Consider the following 17397-nt stretch of genomic DNA (forward strand, 5'->3'; position numbering starts at 1 on the left):
AGCGACATGAATAACGGGGGATAATGATTGTAACCCTGTGCGTTGCCATGTGTGCGAATCTCGGAGCCAAACCGAGGAGAACAATGCACAATCCTCAAAGATCAACCAGCATGCCCCAAATTTACGGTCAGAAGCTCAGCAGATACTCCCGATGTGATGACACCGAGAACGAGCGTGGGCGAATTTTTTGCACGGCAGAGATCGCCGCTTCAGCATCAAGGCCACGCTCCAGCAGTAGCTTGGCAATCATCAGCCCGGTACGGCCAGAGCCGCCTTTGCAATGCACGGCAATGGTTTTGCCTGCGGCGAGCATTTGCAGGATGTCGGTACTGTGCAATGCCCACTGGCTAGCAAACTCTGCGTCCGGTGCGGCGTCGTCCTCAACCGGAAAATGAAACCACGCCATACCCAGCTCGGCACAGACTGCGGGCAAATCGGCGACTTTGTTTTCCTGCAGCTCATGGCTCGGCATCAATGTAATCACAGCGGATGCGCCAGCGGCGTGCAAATCCTGCAAAGCGCGGCGTAAATCGGCGTCTTTGGTGCCGGGGCAAGGGGTAAAAATCAGGCCGCCGCCTTCAGCTAAAGGCAGGATGTCGTAGGGGTGACTCATAGTGTTTCTCCTTGATGATCGGTAATGTATACAGGCGCAAAACCGCCGCCTTGCGTTCTGAAATTGGTCGTTTGCCCGCTGTACAGGCGGGCGGCAAACAGCTGGATTTCGCCGCGATAGACATAGGCGCGAATATCGAATTTCAAATCGGCGCTCTGGTTTTCTTCAATCGCCACATAACGCTCGCTCGGCGGCGCAATGGTTTGCGCGACGTAGTTAGCCGCCAGAATCTCGCCCCACACCCGTTTGGTCAGTTTGTCGCCGCGATACGCGGCTTTGCTGCCGTAGCCGCTGGCCGGTTTGAAAAAGAGCTGCCGCCGCTGCGCCCACAGTTCATCGGCATTCGCCAGAGTGACTTGAAAAGTACGCGGGATACCCGCGAGCAAGGTAGCGATGGTCGAATCTGGCAGTGACAAGCTCGCCAATTGCTGCGGCGAGCTCAGCGCAGCAAGGTGACGCTTATCGGCGTACAGCGCATGCGCGCGCGGCGTGGGTGTGATCACAACATCACCGGCGGCAAAAGCCTGCCGCAAGGCTTGGGTATTGGCTTGCTCGAAATAGAAATCGGTCAGGCGGTTGTAGACCATATCAATCGCCTCATCGCCCTGCCACAATTGCCCATCGTACCAGCGCAGCTCGCCCGGATCGGCAATCTGGCAGCGGATGCCCGCCGCTTCAAACAGGCGCTGAAACAGCAGAAACTCGGGGTAGAGGTATTGCTGATCTGGTGCTTCATCAATAATCGCAATGCTGCGCGGGCGAGCTGTATCACGCTGCGCTTGCCATTCCTGCTCGAACATCGCCAGCCATGTGCTTTCCAGTTCATCCAGCGTTTTGGGCGCGGCAGTCAGCGGTGGGCAGGCTTTGCAGCACGCCGTTTGCGCGCGAGCCAAGGCCAGATTGAGCATTGCGCCACCTGCATTGGTGTTGATTTCAATCAGTTGCGGCCCGTCCTCGCCCAGATGAAAGTCGTAACCAAAAAACACGCTATCCTGGCCAAAGTCGATTTGCGCCGCCGCTGGTGCATTCATCAAAACCTGATTTTGCCAAGCAGGCATGGCCACCAGATCGCTGATCGCGCGGATGATAGCCTGCATCTGATCGCGCTGCGCTGGCGTAATAAACACCATCGTCGCCGAAAATAAATGCGGGCGGCTTTGCGCGATCTCGTCGGCCAGCCCGATCAGATCCGGGCTGGCTTCCAGCTCGGTTTTGAGCAAGGCTGGATTTAAAAACCGGCAAGCGCATTGCTTGTTCAGCCAGTCTGCGCGGCAAGGATCGATCCGTTTTTCAGCAGTAGTCATGCGGCGTATTTCCGTTTTTCTGAGAGCAACCTACAACATGGCTTCGCGGGCAAGCCCGCTCCTACACCCCGAAAAAGTCCCCTTGGCGGACAAAATTCAAACCTTAAAGGGCCAAATCAATCAGCAGAAGATCAGTAATCGGACAACAATTAACCGCCGTGGACAGGACAATCAGTGCTGACCATGCTCGGCCAGCGCCAATAAGCGTTGCACGCCAATCGGTTCTTCCTGAAGCAAAGGTACGACGGCATAGCGCTGCGCGTGCTGATTGACGACCAAGTCAATTTCGCGCAATTCGTTTTGCGCACGTTGCCGCAACAGCGACGATCTGGCACCCGCCATCGCGACGCTGTTATTAATCACCCACGCCCACGGCGAAATGCCCGCCCGTTGCAAATCGGCTTGCAGATTGGCCGCTTCGAGCACCGGCGTGGTTTCCGCCAGCGTAACGAGTAGCACTTTGGTTTGTTTCGGGTCTTGCAATTGCATCATCGGCGTCAGGTAATGCAGCTTGGCCTGATCCATTTTTTTCGCGACTTCGCGGTGATACGCACCAGTGGCATCGAGCAGCAATAGCGTGTGGCCGGTTGGTGCAGTGTCCATGACGACAAATTTTTTGCCAGCCTCGCGAATAATGCGCGAGAAGGCCTGAAAGACGGCGATTTCCTCGGTACATGGCGAGCGCAGGTCTTCTTCCAGCAAAGCTCTGCCCTGGGTATCAAGCTGCGCACCTTTGCTGGCAAGCACTTGCTGGCGATACTGCTCGGTGACTTCGTGCGGATCAATCCGGCTTAGCGATAAATTGTCCAAGCTGCCGACCAGCGTTTCACTTAAATGCGCAGCGGGGTCAGACGTCGTCAGATGAACCGGCAAGCCGCGATGCGCCAGCTCAACGGCGACTGCGGCAGCCATCGTCGTTTTGCCGACGCCGCCTTTGCCCATCAGCATCACCAGACCATGCCCATCGGCGGCAATTTCATCGACCAAGGTTGATAAATTGGCGGCTTCCAAATGAATCGGGTTTGAATCGTCAGCCGTCGCTGCGGATTGCACGTCGGCAAACAATTGCTGCAAAGCAGGCAAACCGACCAGATTAAACGGTTTCAGAGCCAAAACGTCAGTTGGTAGGTTTTTCAGGACATCGGGAATATTGGCCAGCGCCGCTTGCTCGCGCTGTGCTATCGCCGCCGCCAGCGGATCCTGGCTCGCTTCGGACTCCGGCAATACGCCATTGATCACCAGATATTGCTGCGCAAGACCAATAGAGGCCAGCTCCTCATGCGTGCGCGCCACTTCACGCAAAGTCGCTTGCTGGGCACGCGCGACCAGAATCAGGCGCGTTCGCTGCGGATTAGCCAGCGCATCGACTGCCGCCTGATATTGAGCTCGCTGTTTTTCCAGCCCGGCCAGTGGGCCAAGACACGAGGCATCGCCTTTTCCCTCGGCCAGAAAACCGCTCCACGCGCCCGGCAATTGCAGCAGACGTATCGTATGACCAGTCGGTGCGGTATCAAAAATGATGTGATCGAACTCGGCCGTTTGCTTCGAATCAATCAGCAGTGCGGTGAATTCATCAAATGCCGCAATTTCGGTCGTGCACGCACCAGAGAGTTGCTCTTCAATGCTGCGCACCACCGCATCGGGTAAGACTCCGCGTACCGGATCGACAATGCGCTTGCGATACAGCTGAGCAGCCGCTTGCGGATCGATTTCGAGCGCCGCCAAATGAGGAACGGCTTCGATATCGGTGATCCGATTGCCAATGGATACACCAAAAACCTGCCCGACATTCGATGCCGGATCGGTGCTGACCAATAAAACGCGCTTGCCGGATGCCGCCAACTGGATCGCCGTTGCGCAAGCAATCGACGTTTTACCCACACCACCTTTGCCGGTAAAAAACAGAAATCGCGGGGCTTGAGCAAGAAATTTCATCACATTCACTCCGGTGTGACTGGCAGGCATTTATGGGGCAATGATTAAGCTGATTAGGCACCATTTCAGCAAATCGTCGTCATACCGACGAACGCCGGTATCCAGAGCACAGCTTAAACACACATTGCAGCTGGATTCCGGCTTGCGCCGGAATGACGAAACGAGGGGTTGCTGAAGTAGCTACTCAATCAGGATGATTAATTGCAGCGGCCCGAGCATCCGCAGCCTGTCGCACCTGCTTCTACCCCATCTGCCAGCCCGGCCCAGCGCGCCAACTCGGCACGCTTGGGGTAACGTCCAGCCAGCGCCATTTCACCATCGACCAGCACCAGCGGCAAAGCCTCCGGCCCTGAGCGAACCAGAAATGCTTTCACAATTTCATTGTCGGCAAACGCCATCGGCTGCTGTGCCAGATTAAAGCGCTCGATCTGCACGCCCTGCTGTTTTGCCCAATCCACATCGGCCGAAAAATTCACCAAGGCCTGGTCAACATCCTCACCGCACACGCCTGAGCTGCAACACATGGCGGGGTCATAAATTTGAATCGTCGTCATGATCCTTACTCCGTTTCTGGGCAGCAGCGCGCAGGTAAAACTTCGGGCGCGCAGCCCGATTGTGCCCGCAAATCCAGACATTGCTCGGGATGCCCCTCGCAACATTCTTCGGTCAGATAGGCAATCAAATCGAGCATCAGCGCCAGATTGGCGCGATAGCGCATATAGCGCCCTTCCTGCTCGACCGTGGCCACATTGGCGTGCACCATCGCTTTCAGATGAAAGGATAAATTGGTCGCAGGCAAATCCAGCGCAGCGGCGATCTCCCCGGCGACCATCCCGGTTTTTCCCTGTCGCACCAGCAGGCGATACACATCGAGCCGCACACCGGACGACAAAGATTCAAAAATAGTCGTAGCAATATTTTTTTCCATAACTCAACTATACAACAATAATTGAAATATTGAATCGGTATTGTTACCATCAATCACAACCACATCCAAGCTCTCACGCTCAAGGAAACAGCATGACCATTAAAGTAGGCATCAACGGCTTTGGCCGCATGGGACGTTTAACGCTGCGCGCAGCGTGGGGCTGGCCGGAGATCGAATTTGTCCAGATCAACGACCCGGCGGGCGACGCGGCCACGCTGGCGCATTTGCTCAATTTCGATTCGGTACATGGCCGCTGGGCGCACGAGGCTCGCAGTGAAAATGATGACATTGTAATCGGGAGTCAACGCATCAAAACCACCCGCAATACCGCGATTGCCAACACCGATTGGTCGGGCTGCGATGTCGTGATCGAAGCCTCGGGCAAAATGCGTACCACGGCGCTGCTGCAAGCGTATCTGGATCAGGGCGTCAAACGCGTCGTCGTCACCGCGCCGGTCAAAGAGCCGGGCGTACTCAATGTCGTCGTCGGTGTGAATCATCATCTGTTCGATCCAAGCAGCCATCGCATCGTCACCGCCGCGAGCTGCACGACCAACTGCCTCGCACCGGTCGTCAAAGTCATCCACGAGCAGCTCGGCATCCGCCACGGCAGCATGACGACGATACACGATCTGACCAATACGCAAACCATCATCGACGCCCCGCACAAAGACCTGCGCCGCGCGCGTGCCTGCGGCACCAGTTTGATCCCGACTTCGACCGGCTCGGCCACCGCAATCACCGAGATTTTCCCCGAACTGAAAGGCCGCCTGAACGGCCATGCGGTGCGCGTACCGCTAACCAACGCCTCGCTGACCGATTGCGTGTTCGAGCTGGAACGCGCCACGACGGTCGAAGAAGTCAACGGCCTGCTCAAAGCCGCGTCGGAAACGTATTTGAAAGACATCTTGGGCTATGAAGAACGCCCCCTGGTGTCGATCGACTACCGCGGCGACGCACGCTCATCGATCATCGACGCACTCTCGACGATGGTGATTAACGGCACGCAATTGAAACTGTACGCTTGGTATGACAATGAGTGGGGTTATGTGAACCGCACTGCGGAGTTGGTACGGCAGGTGGGGTTGGCGGATCAATAAAAATTCGCAGGAGTATTCGTTTGTAGGTCTTTCTGTAAAAGCCCTTCATTAATATACCCTCAAGATAACCGACCTATGTGCGAACCCCTAGAGTAAATTCATTTTTAATAGCGAGCGAATTTATGCGATTGTTTAAATATTTCCATCCTGACAGAACGGATGTACTACTAAATGGGATGATCCGTTTTTCATCGCCGAAAATTTTAAATGACCCCTTTGAATTAAAACCGTACATCTCAGGGATTGCTGACAATGATTATCTGGGTGCTCAATTTGAAAAAAATTTCACAGCACTAATTGAAGAAGAATATGCTCAATCACCTGAGCAATTAAGGCTAGCCGTTTCTTTTGAAAAATTTCAGCAATTTGCCGAAGAAAGAAAATCTTCGGTTCTTCATGGAGTTAGAGAGCACACCAAGAAACTCACGCCAAAAATAAACTCCATTATTAACAATAAATTTGAAGAAATTATTGGTATTCTTTGTTTTACTGAATCTGCTGAGAACATTTTGATGTGGGCGCATTATGCTGATTCGCACCAGGGCTTTGTTGTTGAATTTGATGAAAATTCGCCATTCTTCAATCAAAGAAAGAGCGATGAAGATGAAATGCGCCACCTTCGGAAGATTGTTTATAGGAATGAGCGTCCTGCAATTAATCTGACAGATATTGATGATTTGTCATCATTTCTAACAAAAGGTATTGACTGGAGTTATGAACAAGAATGGAGAATGATGCTTCCTCTTGTAGATGCAAATAAAGTAATAGACGATGGATCTAATAGGATTCATCTTTTTCATTACCCTAAAGAAGCTATTCGTTCGATAATTTTTGGATGCCGCTCAAAGGTAGAAACGAAAAATGCTGTTTTTGATGCTATTGGAAATTTAAATATCCCATGCTATCAAGCAAAAATTAATGATATGCACTATAAACTTGATTTCCATCCCATTTCAAATCGTGAATTAGACAGTTAATGCCATCCACCCTTTCCCCCGCCATTCGCCAATACCTGATCATCACCGGCAACTACTGGGCTTTTACGCTGACCGATGGCGCGCTGCGAATGCTGGTGGTGCTGCATTTTCATCAGCTTGGCTTCTCGCCACTCAATATCGCGCTGTTGTTTCTGTTTTACGAAGTGTTTGGTGTCATCACCAATCTGGTCGGTGGCTGGTTGGGCGCGCGGATTGGCTTGAATAAAACGATGAATATCGGCCTTGGCCTGCAGGTGATTGCGCTCTTGGCGCTGACCGTGCCAACGGCGATGCTGTCGGTGCCGTGGGTGATGGCGGCGCAGGCACTATCGGGGATCGCAAAAGATCTGAATAAAATGAGTGCGAAAAGTAGCATCAAGGCGCTGATTCCGGCGGGCAGCGCTGAGGCCGAGGGCAAGCTGTTTCAGTGGGTGGCGCTGTTGACCGGCTCGAAAAACGCGCTGAAGGGCGTTGGTTTTTTTCTGGGCGGCATTTTGCTCGCGACCTTGGGTTTTGCTGGCGCAATGTGGGCGATGGCGGGCGTGTTGTTGCTGGTCTGGATTGCAAGTTTATTGAACCTGAAAGCCGACTTGGGCAAAGCGAAAAATAAGCCCAAGTTTGGCGACGTTTTTTCAACCAGCCGTGCAGTCAATATTCTGTCTGCGGCGCGGCTGTTCCTGTTTGGCGCGCGCGATGTGTGGTTTGTCGTCGCGCTGCCGGTGTTTATGGCGACGACTTTGGGCTGGGCCGATTGGGCGGTCGGGACGTTTTTTGCCTGCTGGGTGATCGGCTACGGCGTCGTGCAGTCCCTCGCGCCCTACCTGACTGGCAAAAAGTCGGGCAAAGTACCCGATGGCCGTTCCGCGATGTGGTGGGCTTTGCCGCTGGCGATTTTATCGGCGGGTATTGCTCTGGGGATTAATTACAGCCTAAATTTGGAAGCAATACTGGTAGGGGGTCTATTGTTTTTTGGCGTGCTGTTTGCGATTAATTCATCATTGCATAGCTATTTGATTATCAGCTACGCGAAGGAAGATGGCGCTTCGCTCGACGTCGGTTTTTACTATATGGCCAACGCGATGGGGCGGCTGATCGGAACGGTCTTGTCGGGCTGGGTGTATCAGGCGGCAGGCTTGGCTGCGTGCTTGTGGATTTCGGCGGCGTTTATCGCGCTGGCAGCGCTGATTGCGGCGTGGCTGCCACGTCACCAGAGCGCAGAATCTATCGGCTAGCAATCCGCTCAATAAAACGAAGCATCCAATCACGGGTATTTAACTGCAGGCTATTCCAAGATTAGCCTGCAGCAATATACCCACCAGGGTTTTACCAAGCTTAAGCGATCACGCGAAACACTTCCCAGCGTGGTGTGCCGGAAACGATATGCGGTTCGAGCGCTTTGCCCCAGGCTTGGTGCGCGTCGATTTTGCCCAGTTTGTCCCAGGCGCTGTTCAGTTCGGCCAAATCGGCAATTTGTATTTCGGAAACAATCAGCGATTCATTCGCACCGATTGAGCCATTGAGCAGCCGCACCTTGTCGGCGCTCCAGCCGATCTGGCTGCCGATCTCGTTCATCCATTGCTGCATCAGCGCCAGCGCTTCGGCTTTGTGCCCGAAGCGGGCGTCTATACTCCAGCGAGCGACCATCATGATATTTACTCCTTTTGGAACAATCACTTAACAAAGGACGGTTGTCCTCAGTGATCTCACGCTAGTTCAGTAACAGCGCCGATACCAGCCACGATGCCGCAGATGGGGCAGTCAAATCGACAGGCGCAACGGCTGGCAACCTTTCATCGCGCCCGGCTGCATCTCGTCGATCTGTTAGGCATTTCGTCGCACTCCCCGGCTCACTTGATCAAGCGCGCCTAAAGTAGCGATATCGACCAGGAGGCCAGCGATATGTCAGCGCTACAGATCAAACAACTCAATAAACATTACCAGCTCGATGCGATCCGCGTTCCGGCGCTGATCGACATCAACCTGGACATCCAGCCGCAACGCTTTACCGTGCTGTCGGGCCCGTCGGGCAGCGGCAAAACCACTTTGCTCAATTTAATCGGCTGCATCGACAAGCCCGATTCGGGCGAGATCATCATCGCCGGGCAAAACACCAAGGCGCTTAGCGACGACGCGCTGGCCGATTTTCGCTCGCGCCATATCGGTTTTATTTTCCAGAATTTCAACCTGCTGCCGGTACTCAATGCGTTTGAAAACGTCGAATATCCGCTGATTCTGGCCAAAATGCCCGCCGCCCAGCGCAAATCTCGCGTGATGACCCTGCTCGACGCAGTCGGTTTGAGCGACAAAGCGCGCAACCGCCCCGGCCAGCTCTCGGGCGGCCAGCGTCAGCGCGTCGCGATTGCCCGCGCGCTGGCCACCGAGCCGCAATGGGTGCTCGCCGACGAGCCGACGGCCAATCTCGATAGCCAGACTGGCGCTGCGATTATCGAGCTGATGCGCCAGATGCAGCGCGATTTGCAAGTATCTTTTGTTTTCTCGTCGCACGATCCGCAAGTGCTCGCCGCCGCCGATGATGCGATTTTCATTCGCGACGGCCGCCTCATTTCCAGAGCGCAATCTACTGCGCCGACCACGACAAAAACACTGGAGCTCGCAGCATGAACACGCCCTCACTCGCCTGGCGCAATCTATTGCGCAATCGCCGCCGCTCGCTGACGACCTTGCTCGCCATGGTCATCGGCGTCGTCGCCATCCTGCTGTTTGGCGGTTATAGCGGCAATATCAATCTGGGGCTGCAAACGGGATTTGTGCGTAGCAGCGGGCATTTGCAAATCCAGCGGCAGGATTATTTCCTTTACGGCAGCGGCAATCCGACGGCGTATGGCATTGCGGATTACCAGAAAATCATCGCCATCGTTAAAAACGATGCGGTACTGGCTCCGATGCTGACCGTCGTCACGCCGACGCTCAGTTTAGGTGGCATCGCAGGCAATTTTTCGGCCGGCGTTTCGCGCACGGTGCTCGGTAGCGGCGTCATCGTTGCCGAGCAAAACCAGCTGCGCCAGTGGAACGACTACCACTATCCGGGCGCCGCCAAGCTCTCGCCGCTGACCGGCAGCGCCGACAATGCCGCGAGCATCGGCACCGGCGTGGCGCGGGTTCTGCAATTGTGTGACGCGCTGAAAGTGAAAAATTGCGCCCCGGCCAAAACAGCCGCCAAAGCAGTGGCAGCGCAAACACCTGCGGCTGCAGCGCCAGCCGATATTACGGCACTTTCTGCACTGGAAAATACGGTTAAAAGCACGTCGAACGACACCCGGATCGAACTGCTCGCAGCCAATACGCACGGCGCGCCGAATGTCGCCGCGCTGAACGTCGTCAAAGCCGAAAACTACGGCGTCAAAGAGCTCGACGATCTAGCGGTCACGCTGCATCTGAAACAGGCGCAACAGCTGATTTACGGCGCGGAGCAGCCGCAAGTCACTGCGATTGTGCTGCAACTGAAACACACGGCGCAAATCGCCGTAGCGCAAGCGCGTCTGGCCGAGTTGATGAAAACCCAGCTGGCCGGCATGGCGCTCGAAGTACACGACTACGCGACGCTGAACCCGAGCTACGGCCAGATTACCGGCATGTTTGCTGCGATTTTCGGCTTTATCGCCTTGCTCATTGGCGCGATTGTGCTGTTTACCGTCGGCAATACGATGAGCATGGCGATTGTTGAGCGCACCGTTGAAATCGGTACGCTGCGCGCCATCGGCCTGCGCCGTGGCGGGATTCGCCGGCTGTTTGTGTGTGAAGGTGTGCTGCTCGGCGTGGTCGGCGCAGCGCTCGGCATCGCCATCGCGCTGGGTCTGGCGTACGCGATCAATCACAGCGGATTAACGTGGACGCCGCCGGGCAATTCCGAACCGGTCGCGCTGATGGTTCGCGTTTGGGGTGAGCTGCGAATGATCATCAGCACTGCAGTCGGGCTACTGATCGTCGCAGCGATTTCAGCCTGGTGGCCAGCCTGCCGCGCCGCGCAGTTGAATATTGTCGATGCGCTGCGGCATGTTTAATGAAAACCAAGTACATCAGGCATGAGGCTGTATTCCCCCCTTTGGAAAAGGGGGGTTAGGGGGGGTTGGCGCTATTTCAGCATCGATAGCAGCTCAATCAATGCAGAAATCCCCCCTAGCCCCCCTTCACGGAAGGGTGGAACAATTAAAACCTACACACCCATGGGTATCTACACCTAACCTCTATTTAAATTGATCTACAGAGAAATACTATCCAGGAGTATCACCATGCATCACTCAATCATTCTACTGATCATCGGCGGCCTGTTTCTGGGAATCAATCTGGGCTGGTGGCCGAATGCCTTGAGTTTGCTCTCAACCTGGTGGCCGCTGATTCTGATTGCGGTCGGCATCGCTGGCTTGCTCAAACCCGAATCAATTCGCTGTGGCCGGAGAGACAAGCATGAAACGCTTTAAACCATTTGCGCTGTGCGTCACTTTACTCGTCGCCAGCACCAGCTTTGCGGCGCAGCCTGCACAGCCGTCAGCGCAGGCGCTGCTCGCCGCGAGCGACGCGATCCGCAATCCGGCGCAGTCGTTTGGCCTGACCAATACGTTGATCGAATACCGCGACGGCAAGCAGACTGACACGTCGACGCTGGCGATTTATGCGCGCGCCGATAGCAAAACCGGGCAGTTTCGCAATCTGATCCGCTTTGTTTCGCCGCAGCGCGACGCGGGTAAATTGCTGCTGAAAAACGGCAATGATTTATGGTTTTTTGACCCGGCGAGCAAGGCCAGCGTGCGGATTTCGCCGCAGCAACGGCTGCTCGGTCAGGCGGCGAATGGCGATGTCGTGACGGTCAATCTCTCACTCGATTACACCGCGAGTCTGGGTGGCGAAGAAACCATTGACGATGGCGAGCGTCAGCAACGCAGCAGCTACCGACTCGATCTGAAAGCCAATAATACCGAGGTGACTTATCACCGCATTGCCTACTGGATCGACCGCGCCAATAGCCGCCCGATCAAGGCCAAGTTTTATTCGGCGAGCGATCGATTGCTCAAAACCGCGTATTACCGCCATTTCAAGCTACAGCTCGGCATCGAGCGCCCGACCGAAACGGTGATTATCGACGGGCTGGATCCAAAATGGGTGACGGTGATGCGCAATAGCGATCTGGCCTACCGTGATGTGCCGGAAAGCTGGCTGCAGCGCGATTATCTGCCGCGTTTTAACCCCGAACAAGCCACAGCACAAGCCCAGTAAATCATGCTCCCCCTTGCCGATTTTCGCCGCGCACGTTGGCTCCTTCCCATGATCGCCGCCTTGGTCTGCGCCAACGCCGAAGCTCAGCCTGCTGATCCGGATACGCTGGATGCGCTAACGCTGGCCGATAGCGTTCAGCTTGATCCGGCCGATCAGGATGCACAAAAATCATGGCGATTTTTTATCGAGGGTATGGCCGGCCAGATCAATCAGCGCAATGGCTTGGACGATATACATCCAGCCCGTATTTCTTTTGATCTGAATCTGGATTACCGCATTAATCAAAACTGGCGCGCCGTTCTGGCCGACCGGCTTGATTTAAATTGGCAAGGAAGGCAGGACGAGCAAATCAATACCTTGAAAGAAGCTTATCTGAGCTGGCAGGCGCAGCCGGATTTCATCCTCGACGCGGGACGGGTCAATCAGCGCAACGGCATGGCGTTCGGCTATAACCCGAGCGATTATTTCAAAGCTGGCGCGGTGCGCTCGGTGGTGTCGATTGCGCCGGCGAGCTTGCGCGAAAACCGGCTCGGCTCCGGCATGCTGCGCGGACAATACCTGTGGGCTGGCGGATCGCTCAGCGCGCTGTTGTCGCCTAAACCCGGCGATCAGCGTGAAACTGCGCCGTTTGCGCTCGATTTTGGCGCGAGCAATCCGGCCAATCGCTGGCAAATTGCGCTCAGTCAACGCTGGTTTGACGGCTTTGCACCGCAGTTTTTGCTGTATGGCGAAGAAGGCCGCGAGGTGCAAATCGGCGCCAATTTAAGCTGGCTCGCCAGCGACGCGCTAAGCACTTACCTCGAATACAGCGGCGGGCGCGGCCCGAGTCTGGCTGCACAGGCCTTCAAACAGAACAGCGATGAGCGCTTTTATTCGCGCCTCGCCAGCGGCGCGACGTATACTTTTCCGGCCAATCTCAGCATGACGCTCGAATATCAATACAATCAGGCGGCACTCGATGGCGACAAATGGCGTGCGCTCGCCAGCGACCCTGCCGCTTACTGGGCTTATCGCGCTGAAGCTTTTGAAATGCAGGATAATCCAACGCAGCACGCGCTGTTTTTTCTCGCGAGCTGGAATAACGCGCTTTGGAACAATTTTGACGTAAGCTGGATGCTCAAACGCGATCTGGTCGATCAAAGCATGCAAAGCTGGCTCGAAGCCCGTTACCATTTCAAATCAGCCGATCTTGCGCTGCAATGGCAATATCAGGCGGGCGACGCGGGCAGCCAGTTTGGCGCATTGCCGCAAAAATCGAGCGTGCAAGTGCTGGTGAAGTATTATTTTTGAGTGGGCTTAAGGATTTCCTGATTAGGTAGCTATCTCAGCAAATCGTCGTGCCGGCGAAAGCCGGTACCCAGAGCGCAGTTCAAACCAGCGCCGCCGCTGGATTCCGGCTTTCGCCGGAATGACGAAATGAGGGTTTGCTGAAGTGGCAACCTAATCAGGAAGGATTTTGACTTTGCTTCCCCCCTAGCCCCCCTTCATCGAAGGGGGGAACTCAAGTCAAACCTGCTTAAGTAAATGGCATTACCCTTAGCCCCCCTTTTGCAACCCCACTTCGGGGGCAGACGAGGGGGAAGCTAGAATCAAAACCCTTAAATTGAACTGCATTTATTTTTAAGCAAACCGTGTTACCCGAGGTGCTATGTCGATTTTTTCCAGCCGAGCCGATCTGGCCCAGACGCATTGGGCGCGCGAAATCGGGCTTTTATTGCTGATCAATACGCTGATCGCACTGCTGCTGACCGTACTCGACGGGCGCGATAGTCTGGCGTGCAATTTGCTGATTTCGCATTGCATCGGCTTTTCGATAGGCCTGCTCAATGCTCTGTTTTGCCGTGGCCGACCCGACTGGGGCTGGAGCTGGCGAACGCCGATTGTGATTCCGCTCGGCATTTTGCTCGGGTTTAAAGTGGCGCACTGGCTCGGTGCGCCCGATGTGCTCAGCCTGATGATCAATAATCCGGAAACGCAATGGCGCTGGATCGCGACCGCGCTGATTGTGTCGTTTTCGGCCTGTGCTTTTTTTGTCGTTTTCTATCATTCGCTGGCGTATAAAAACGCGCTCGAAATCGAAAAACGCCAGCACGCCGAAGCGCGTCAGGCCGAAGCGAGCGCGCAGCTTGCGATGCTGCAGGCACAAATCGAGCCGCACTTTTTATTTAATACGCTCGCCAATGTTCATAGCCTGATTGCCCGCGACGCGGCGCTAGCGCAAACGCTGCTCGAGCATTTGAATGATTATTTGCGCGCCAGCCTGTCGAGAACGCGGCAGGCGAAAACCAGCCTCGCCGATGAAGTCGATCTGGTGCGCGCCCTGCTCTCGATCAGCCAGATCCGGCTGGGCGAGCGGCTGAAATATCGTTTCGATATTTCAGCATCGTTGATGCAGGCGCAATTACCGCCGCTGCTGTTGCAGCCGCTGGTCGAAAATGCGATCGAGCATGGCATTGAGCCTGCGATTGACGGCGGCAGTATTCTGATTGAAGCGGGCAGCGAGGATAGTCCGGCTGGAAAAGTCCTGATTTTGCGCGTCACCGATAGCGGGCAGGGTTTGCAAAATACCGGCAGCGACGGGCTGGGGCTCGCCAATGTCCGTGCCCGGCTCGCGAGTTTATACGGCGACGAAGGACGGCTGGCGCTTTACCCAAATCAGCCGCACGGCGTCATCGCCGAACTGCGGCTGCCTTTGCGCACCATTGAACCTAACAATGAGCCTAGTGTATGACCACTGCCCTGATTGCCGACGACGAACCGCTGCTGGCACAAAACCTGTCCGAGCGCCTGCAAGCCTTGTGGCCGCAACTCAATATCGTCGCCATTGCCAAAAATGGCGTCGACGCCAGCGCCGAGCTCAATCGCCTGCAGCCTGAGCTGGCTTTTCTCGATATCCGCATGCCGGGGCTGACCGGGCTGCAAGTCGCTGGCGCGCTGAAAAATACCCGCGTGGTGTTTGTGACCGCTTATGACGAATATGCGGTAGCGGCGTTTGAAAATAATGCCGTCGATTACCTGCTCAAACCGGTTAGCGACGCGCGGCTGGCGCAATGCGTCGCCCGATTGCAGCGCGAAACCGCCCGCACCACGCCGCCCGATCTGGCCGGACTGTTGCAACAACTGGGCGCATTGAATACACCGCAATTCTTGAGCTGGCTGATGACGGGTCTGGGCGAAACGACGCGGCTGGTGTCGTGCGATGAAGTACTTTATTTTCAGGCCAACGAGAAATACACCGAAATCATCACCGCCAGCGAGCGGCATCTGATCCGCACGTCACTCAAAGAATTGCTGCCGCAGCTCAACCCGCAGCGCTTTGCGCAAATCCACCGTGGCTATATTGTCGCGCTGCCCGTCATCGCCAAAATTGATCGCGATTTGCTCGGACGGCAACGCATTCACCTGAAAGGCAGCGATGACGTCTTGCCACTCAGCCGCAGTAATGCGGCGCAATTCAAGCAGATGTAAAAAAGGCTCGCAGAAACTGCGAGCCTCTCAATCCAACGGGTATATCAATGCAGATCAGACCCCCATTGACATAGCAGGCAATACCCTATTGAACTGTCGTATTGCCTGCGCCTTCGCTGCCGGCATACAGCGCGCCAATATCGACCGGATCAAAGCTGTATTCTTTGCCACAAAAATCGCAAACGACGTGCACATGGCCGCGCTCGGCGAGCACTTCGTCAACTTCATCGCGCTCCATCAGCTTGATCATGCCGCCGACGCGTTCGCGCGAACAGGTGCAGGCAAAACGTGGCGTTGCCGGATCAAAAACGCGAACCGAGTCTTCGTGGAACAGGCGGTACAGCGTTTCGCGCGGTTCGAGCTCAAGCAACTCTTCGTTCTTGACCGTGTCAGCCAGCGTGACCAGATGCTCCCAGGTATTTTCCTGATCGTCAGACGCCGGCATTTTCTGCAGCATCAGCCCTGCGGCCATGCCATCTTCGCAAGCGAGCCACAAGCGGGTGTCGAGCTGCTCCGAATGCGTCATGTAATGCTCGATAATCTGCGCGACCGACTGGCCGACTTCCATGCCGACGACGCCCTGATACGGCTCGCCGACGGTCGGGTCGAGCGTGATCATGCAGCGGCCACGCCCCAGCAGCTCGGCTAACGAGGTCTGTGCGTCAAACGCGGCGATTTTGTCGTCGTCCCAGCGTGCCGTGGCGCGCAAGGTCCGCTGGCTGCTCACTTCGACGACCAGCAGTTGCAAAGCGCCCGTACCGTGCATTTGCAGCACCAGCGTGCCGTCGAATTTAAGCATCGCCGACAGCAGCGCACCTGCGGCCATCAATTCGCCGATCCGGGTTTTGAGCACGGCCGGATAATTGTGCCGCGCCAGCACTTCCTTGTATGTCGCATCGAGCTTGACCAGCTCGCCACGCACCGGCGCTTTGTCAAACAGGAAACGCTCTAGAACATCTTTCATTACTTCAACCTTTGTAAACGGTAGCAGACTTACGCAGCCAGATTTTTATCTGGCAACAACAGCCATCATCAGGAACTTTGTTTCACCAACTGGTAAACACTCATCGGCAAGCTGGAGCTGACATCAAAAGCGCAACCGGCTTCGATACCGACTTTGGCCAGTCCTTCGGCGTCGAGCTGATCGTACAGCGCGTGCATCGCGCCAATCGCAAAATCGCGGCCGCTGCCCATCGCCCAGAAACGCTGAAATTCATACACTTCACGCAGACTGTAAACGCCGAAAATACCGTGGGCATTGGCGATCAGCACCGTCATCTGGCTTGATTCGTACGGGTCGTCCTCTTCCTCTTCGGGTTTGAGGTAGAAGTCTTCCTTGAGCTTGGCGTGCAATTTTCTGAATGATTCGAAGATGGCGGCGCGGCTGGAAAAATCAAGGTTCTTGATTTTTTTCAGCGCCGATTGCAGCACCAGATCGTGCGCGGCGCTGCCGCAAATGGCGAAATAATTGCCTTCGTGCTGGAAGATTTTATTCCAGCGCACATCGTCAACCGCGCCCAGGCGCATATCGCCAAAAGTAGACTGGCTATCGGCGGCAATCGCAATCTGTCCGTCTTTGTGCACGACAACGACCGTGGTCATAAAGCTACCTGCTTTTCTGCAAAGTCGTCAGTCTGCCGCCTCAGGCTTGGCTTCGTCAACCTGTTGCCCGGGCGCGCTAAAAATACCACCAATGGGTATGCAAACAAAACCCAATATCAAAAGGGCTTGCAGTAATATACCCACAGCACATCAGCATCCGCTTTGGGTTATTTTCCGCACGACGCCGCTCATTCGGAAAAACGCCGCAAGGTCGATTTCAGCGGTTCCTGCGCTGACT

Annotated in this window: 18 protein-coding genes; 10 read left to right on the forward strand and 8 right to left on the reverse strand. The window is 55.3% G+C overall.

Annotated features, from left to right (window positions below; translation table 11 throughout):
• Positions 1-127: 127 nt before the first annotated feature.
• From ACG2XO_RS01585 to ACG2XO_RS01605, 5 genes are all read right to left on the reverse strand, one after another.
• A complete protein-coding gene (locus ACG2XO_RS01585) occupies positions 128-613 on the reverse strand; it encodes a cyclin-dependent kinase inhibitor 3 family protein (RefSeq protein WP_410499097.1) in 486 nt (161 codons plus the stop codon).
• Positions 610-1917 carry a hypothetical protein gene (locus tag ACG2XO_RS01590; RefSeq protein WP_410499098.1) on the reverse strand — a complete coding sequence of 436 codons (1308 nt, stop codon included), beginning with the start codon at positions 1915-1917 and terminating at the stop codon, positions 610-612. The genes ACG2XO_RS01585 and ACG2XO_RS01590 overlap by 4 nt, the downstream gene beginning before the upstream one ends.
• Before the next feature lie 171 nt (positions 1918-2088).
• Entirely contained in the window at positions 2089-3852 is a 1764-nt protein-coding gene (arsA, locus tag ACG2XO_RS01595; RefSeq protein ID WP_410499099.1) for an arsenical pump-driving ATPase, read from the reverse strand.
• A gap of 197 nt (positions 3853-4049) precedes the next feature.
• Complete coding sequence (arsD, locus tag ACG2XO_RS01600) at positions 4050-4406, reverse strand: arsenite efflux transporter metallochaperone ArsD (protein WP_410499100.1); 357 nt, start codon at positions 4404-4406, stop codon at positions 4050-4052.
• Between the two features lie 5 nt (positions 4407-4411).
• A complete protein-coding gene (locus ACG2XO_RS01605; RefSeq protein ID WP_410499101.1) occupies positions 4412-4780 on the reverse strand; it encodes an ArsR/SmtB family transcription factor in 369 nt (122 codons plus the stop codon).
• Between the two features lie 92 nt (positions 4781-4872).
• Between ACG2XO_RS01605 and ACG2XO_RS01610 the strand changes: the two genes are divergently transcribed.
• The 3 genes from ACG2XO_RS01610 to arsJ all read left to right on the forward strand — a co-directional run bounded on the left by ACG2XO_RS01610 (position 4873) and on the right by arsJ (position 8089).
• The gene (locus ACG2XO_RS01610) at positions 4873-5880 is read left to right on the forward strand and encodes an ArsJ-associated glyceraldehyde-3-phosphate dehydrogenase (RefSeq protein ID WP_410499102.1); all 1008 of its coding nucleotides are present in this window, start codon (positions 4873-4875) and stop codon (positions 5878-5880) included.
• A gap of 122 nt (positions 5881-6002) precedes the next feature.
• A complete protein-coding gene (locus ACG2XO_RS01615) occupies positions 6003-6857 on the forward strand; it encodes a DUF2971 domain-containing protein (RefSeq protein ID WP_410499103.1) in 855 nt (284 codons plus the stop codon).
• Positions 6857-8089, forward strand: a complete 1233-nt coding sequence (gene arsJ, locus ACG2XO_RS01620; RefSeq protein WP_410499104.1) for an organoarsenical effux MFS transporter ArsJ — start codon at positions 6857-6859, stop codon at positions 8087-8089. The genes ACG2XO_RS01615 and arsJ overlap by 1 nt, the downstream gene beginning before the upstream one ends.
• Positions 8090-8189: 100 nt before the next feature.
• On the opposite strand, the gene ACG2XO_RS01625 is transcribed toward arsJ, so the two are convergent.
• Complete coding sequence (locus tag ACG2XO_RS01625; protein WP_410499105.1) at positions 8190-8504, reverse strand: hypothetical protein; 315 nt, start codon at positions 8502-8504, stop codon at positions 8190-8192.
• 252 nt (positions 8505-8756) lie between these two features.
• Between ACG2XO_RS01625 and ACG2XO_RS01630 the strand changes: the two genes are divergently transcribed.
• The 7 genes from ACG2XO_RS01630 (at position 8757) to ACG2XO_RS01660 (ending at position 15557) form a co-directional block, all read left to right on the forward strand.
• The gene (locus ACG2XO_RS01630) at positions 8757-9479 is read left to right on the forward strand and encodes an ABC transporter ATP-binding protein (RefSeq protein WP_410499106.1); all 723 of its coding nucleotides are present in this window, start codon (positions 8757-8759) and stop codon (positions 9477-9479) included.
• Positions 9476-10879 carry an ABC transporter permease gene (locus ACG2XO_RS01635; RefSeq protein WP_410499107.1) on the forward strand — a complete coding sequence of 468 codons (1404 nt, stop codon included), beginning with the start codon at positions 9476-9478 and terminating at the stop codon, positions 10877-10879. Before ACG2XO_RS01630 ends, ACG2XO_RS01635 begins: the two co-directional genes overlap by 4 nt.
• Positions 10880-11107: 228 nt before the next feature.
• Positions 11108-11296: a LiaI-LiaF-like domain-containing protein gene (locus tag ACG2XO_RS01640; RefSeq protein ID WP_410499108.1), complete on the forward strand. Its 189-nt coding sequence runs from the start codon at positions 11108-11110 to the stop codon at positions 11294-11296.
• Positions 11283-12089 carry an outer membrane lipoprotein-sorting protein gene (locus ACG2XO_RS01645; RefSeq protein ID WP_410499110.1) on the forward strand — a complete coding sequence of 269 codons (807 nt, stop codon included), beginning with the start codon at positions 11283-11285 and terminating at the stop codon, positions 12087-12089. The genes ACG2XO_RS01640 and ACG2XO_RS01645 overlap by 14 nt, the downstream gene beginning before the upstream one ends.
• A gap of 48 nt (positions 12090-12137) precedes the next feature.
• Positions 12138-13379 carry a hypothetical protein gene (locus ACG2XO_RS01650; protein WP_410499111.1) on the forward strand — a complete coding sequence of 414 codons (1242 nt, stop codon included), beginning with the start codon at positions 12138-12140 and terminating at the stop codon, positions 13377-13379.
• 358 nt (positions 13380-13737) lie between these two features.
• On the forward strand, positions 13738-14820 hold the full coding sequence (locus ACG2XO_RS01655; protein ID WP_410499112.1) for a sensor histidine kinase: 1083 nt from the start codon (positions 13738-13740) through the stop codon (positions 14818-14820).
• Positions 14817-15557: a LytR/AlgR family response regulator transcription factor gene (locus ACG2XO_RS01660; protein WP_410499113.1), complete on the forward strand. Its 741-nt coding sequence runs from the start codon at positions 14817-14819 to the stop codon at positions 15555-15557. Before ACG2XO_RS01655 ends, ACG2XO_RS01660 begins: the two co-directional genes overlap by 4 nt.
• Before the next feature lie 85 nt (positions 15558-15642).
• Here the strand turns inward: ACG2XO_RS01660 and hslO are convergent, their stop codons facing one another.
• Together hslO and ACG2XO_RS01670 are read right to left on the reverse strand one after the other, a co-directional pair.
• Positions 15643-16521 carry an Hsp33 family molecular chaperone HslO gene (gene hslO, locus ACG2XO_RS01665; protein WP_410499114.1) on the reverse strand — a complete coding sequence of 293 codons (879 nt, stop codon included), beginning with the start codon at positions 16519-16521 and terminating at the stop codon, positions 15643-15645.
• A 68-nt stretch (positions 16522-16589) separates the two neighbouring features.
• Entirely contained in the window at positions 16590-17159 is a 570-nt protein-coding gene (locus ACG2XO_RS01670; RefSeq protein WP_410499115.1) for an MFS transporter, read from the reverse strand.
• Between the last annotated feature and the right edge of the window lie 238 nt (positions 17160-17397).

The organism is Chitinibacter sp. S2-10 (assembly GCF_046530675.1).
Lineage (GTDB): Bacteria > Pseudomonadota > Gammaproteobacteria > Burkholderiales > Chitinibacteraceae > Chitinibacter.

What these genes read in the sequence shown, in the direction of transcription:
- ACG2XO_RS01585 (WP_410499097.1), bottom strand. Translation starts at nt 613, where the DNA reads ATGAGTCACCCCTACGACATCCTGCCTTTAGCTGAAGGCGGCGGCCTG.
- ACG2XO_RS01590 (WP_410499098.1), bottom strand. Translation starts at nt 1,917, where the DNA reads ATGACTACTGCTGAAAAACGGATCGATCCTTGCCGCGCAGACTGGCTG.
- arsA (WP_410499099.1), bottom strand. Translation starts at nt 3,852, where the DNA reads ATGAAATTTCTTGCTCAAGCCCCGCGATTTCTGTTTTTTACCGGCAAA.
- arsD (WP_410499100.1), bottom strand. Translation starts at nt 4,406, where the DNA reads ATGACGACGATTCAAATTTATGACCCCGCCATGTGTTGCAGCTCAGGC.
- ACG2XO_RS01605 (WP_410499101.1), bottom strand. Translation starts at nt 4,780, where the DNA reads ATGGAAAAAAATATTGCTACGACTATTTTTGAATCTTTGTCGTCCGGT.
- ACG2XO_RS01610 (WP_410499102.1), top strand. Translation starts at nt 4,873, where the DNA reads ATGACCATTAAAGTAGGCATCAACGGCTTTGGCCGCATGGGACGTTTA.
- ACG2XO_RS01615 (WP_410499103.1), top strand. Translation starts at nt 6,003, where the DNA reads ATGCGATTGTTTAAATATTTCCATCCTGACAGAACGGATGTACTACTA.
- arsJ (WP_410499104.1), top strand. Translation starts at nt 6,857, where the DNA reads ATGCCATCCACCCTTTCCCCCGCCATTCGCCAATACCTGATCATCACC.
- ACG2XO_RS01625 (WP_410499105.1), bottom strand. Translation starts at nt 8,504, where the DNA reads ATGATGGTCGCTCGCTGGAGTATAGACGCCCGCTTCGGGCACAAAGCC.
- ACG2XO_RS01630 (WP_410499106.1), top strand. Translation starts at nt 8,757, where the DNA reads ATGTCAGCGCTACAGATCAAACAACTCAATAAACATTACCAGCTCGAT.
- ACG2XO_RS01635 (WP_410499107.1), top strand. Translation starts at nt 9,476, where the DNA reads ATGAACACGCCCTCACTCGCCTGGCGCAATCTATTGCGCAATCGCCGC.
- ACG2XO_RS01640 (WP_410499108.1), top strand. Translation starts at nt 11,108, where the DNA reads ATGCATCACTCAATCATTCTACTGATCATCGGCGGCCTGTTTCTGGGA.
- ACG2XO_RS01645 (WP_410499110.1), top strand. Translation starts at nt 11,283, where the DNA reads ATGAAACGCTTTAAACCATTTGCGCTGTGCGTCACTTTACTCGTCGCC.
- ACG2XO_RS01650 (WP_410499111.1), top strand. Translation starts at nt 12,138, where the DNA reads ATGATCGCCGCCTTGGTCTGCGCCAACGCCGAAGCTCAGCCTGCTGAT.
- ACG2XO_RS01655 (WP_410499112.1), top strand. Translation starts at nt 13,738, where the DNA reads ATGTCGATTTTTTCCAGCCGAGCCGATCTGGCCCAGACGCATTGGGCG.
- ACG2XO_RS01660 (WP_410499113.1), top strand. Translation starts at nt 14,817, where the DNA reads ATGACCACTGCCCTGATTGCCGACGACGAACCGCTGCTGGCACAAAAC.
- hslO (WP_410499114.1), bottom strand. Translation starts at nt 16,521, where the DNA reads ATGAAAGATGTTCTAGAGCGTTTCCTGTTTGACAAAGCGCCGGTGCGT.
- ACG2XO_RS01670 (WP_410499115.1), bottom strand. Translation starts at nt 17,159, where the DNA reads ATGACCACGGTCGTTGTCGTGCACAAAGACGGACAGATTGCGATTGCC.